The organism is Candidatus Symbiopectobacterium sp. NZEC135 (assembly GCF_025962695.1).
The window spans coordinates 1-2,011 of the sequence record NZ_JAGFPF010000269.1 but is presented as its reverse complement, the minus strand read 5'-3'; the positions used below and the strand labels follow the sequence as shown (position 1 = coordinate 2,011).

Annotated in this window: 2 protein-coding genes and 1 pseudogene; 1 reads left to right on the top strand and 2 read right to left on the bottom strand. The window is 61.8% G+C overall.

The features are described 5' to 3' along the window. Nucleotides 1-587, top strand: a 587-nt coding sequence (locus J5224_RS25770) for a TetR/AcrR family transcriptional regulator (protein WP_319802490.1), incomplete at its 5' end; no start/stop codon positions are given. Between the two features lie 10 nt (nucleotides 588-597). Here J5224_RS25770 and J5224_RS25765 read toward each other — a convergent pair. Both J5224_RS25765 and J5224_RS25760 read right to left on the bottom strand, forming a co-directional pair. Then, a pseudogene (locus J5224_RS25765) lies at nucleotides 598-1,750 on the bottom strand (trans-sulfuration enzyme family protein). A gap of 27 nt (nucleotides 1,751-1,777) precedes the next feature. Continuing rightward, nucleotides 1,778-2,011: CBS domain-containing protein (locus tag J5224_RS25760; protein WP_264628039.1), on the bottom strand; the 234-nt coding region annotated here is incomplete at its 5' end.

Genomic DNA, 2,011 nt, shown 5'->3' with positions numbered 1-2,011 from the left:
GTTCGATCTGGGAGCAACAGATGGCGATCACACAAGGTGTGCGGCCGGGGGGGCGCAGCGCGCGAGTACAGGCGGCGATTCACCAGGCGGTGCGCGAATTGGAGCAGGAGATGGGGCGTCAGGCGCTCACTATTCCCGCCATTGCGACACGCGCGGGGGTAACACCGTCTACGCTTTATCGGCGCTGGGGGGATTTGCCCCAACTGCTGGCCGATGTGGCGGTGGAGAAACTGCGTCCGGATGCCGAGCCGCAGGATACCGGTTCTTTCACCGGCGATCTTGAGATCTGGCTGAATACCTACATCGAAGAGATGGCTTCGGAGCCGGGCCGGGCGATGCTGCGCGATGTGTTGGGCACGCCGGGGCATGAAAGCTCGGGCAAGTGCGCCGGTTTCACCGCGCAGCAGTTGGAGGTGATGCGTGAGCGCGCACTGGCGCGACACGAAGCGCCAGCCAGCGCACAACAGATAATTGAGCGCATCATTGCGCCCCTGATGTACCGCATTTTATTCACCTGCGAGACGCCCACGCCGCAGGATATTCAGCGATTGCTGGTGGCATTGGCTACGCCGTCGGAACAGGCGTAGCCGTGCGACATCAGGCGTTGTCTCCCGATAGCGCCTGATGCAGATCGGCGATCAGATCCTCTGCATTCTCGATGCCGACCGAGAGGCGAATCAGCTGTGGTGTTGCCTTTCTCCAAGCGTTTTTCCAACGGCACCGATGCATGAGTCATGGCGTAGGGTTGGCTGATTAAGCTCTCCACGCCGCCGAGGCTCTCCGCCAGCGTAAAGATTTTAGTGCGCTGAATCACTCGGCGGGCGCGATCTTCATCCCCTTTCAGACGCACCGAGATCATGCCGCCAGGCGCTGCCATCTGGCGCTGGGCCAGTTCGTACTGCGGATGACTGAGCAATCCCGGATAATAAACCTGTTCGACCTGCGGCTGCTGTTCCAGCCAGCGTGCCAGCGTGAGGGCATTCTCACTGTGACGTTGAATGCGTAGCGCCAGGGTGCGGATACCGCGCAGCGTGAGAAAGCTGCTGAAGGGATCGAGCACGCCGCCAACCGCATTGTGCAGGTAGGCCAGTCTGGCTGCCAGCTCGCGGTTGTTGCCCACCACGGCCAGCCCGGCGATCACGTCGGAGTGACCGTTCAAATACTTGGTGGCAGAATGCACCACAATGTCGAACCCCAGATCGAGCGGGCGTTGCAGCACCGGTGAGGCAAAGGTGTTATCGGCAACGCTAATCAGGTTGTGGCGCTGGGCAATCGCGGCGATCGCGGCCAGATCGGCCAGCTTTAGCAGCGGGTTGGTGGGGGTTTCCACCCAAATAAGCCGGGTTTGCGGCGTAACCGCGCGCTCCAGCGCTGCGCTGTCGCCCGGTTCCACATAGCTTACGCTCAGGCCAGCGCTGCGCTTACGCACGTTTTCCAGCAGACGCCAGGTGCCGCCGTACAGATCGTCCACGGCGACGATATGGCTGCCGTGATCGAGCAATTCCAATACCGTGGCGCTGGCGGCCAGGCCGGAGGCAAAGGCATAGCCCTGCGTGCCGTTCTCCAGGCTGGCAATGGCGGACTCCAGTGCGGCGCGAGTCGGGTTGCCACTGCGCGAGTATTCATAGCCAGCGTGCTCTCCGGGCGCGGTCTGGGCAAAGGTCGAGGTGGCATAGATGGCTGGCATCACGGCGCCGGTAGCGTCGGGCGTGTAGCCTGCGTGTACGGTCAGGGTATCAAAACGGCTCATGGTAAATTCCTTAGCAGCGGGCAAATATCAGTTCAGGGTGTGACGCCAATGGTTCAGCACATCGGTACGGGTGATCAGGCCGAGAAAGCGATCGCCATCCACGATCACTGCGACGTGGCCGCGATCGAAGGTGCTTAACAAGGCATCGTGAGACGCGGTATAAGCCAGCGTCTGCACGTGGCGCGACATCGCATCGCGCACGCGGCGTGCGAAAGGACGGCTGTCCTGTTTGACGCTGTTGGGCAGATCCCACTCGTCGAG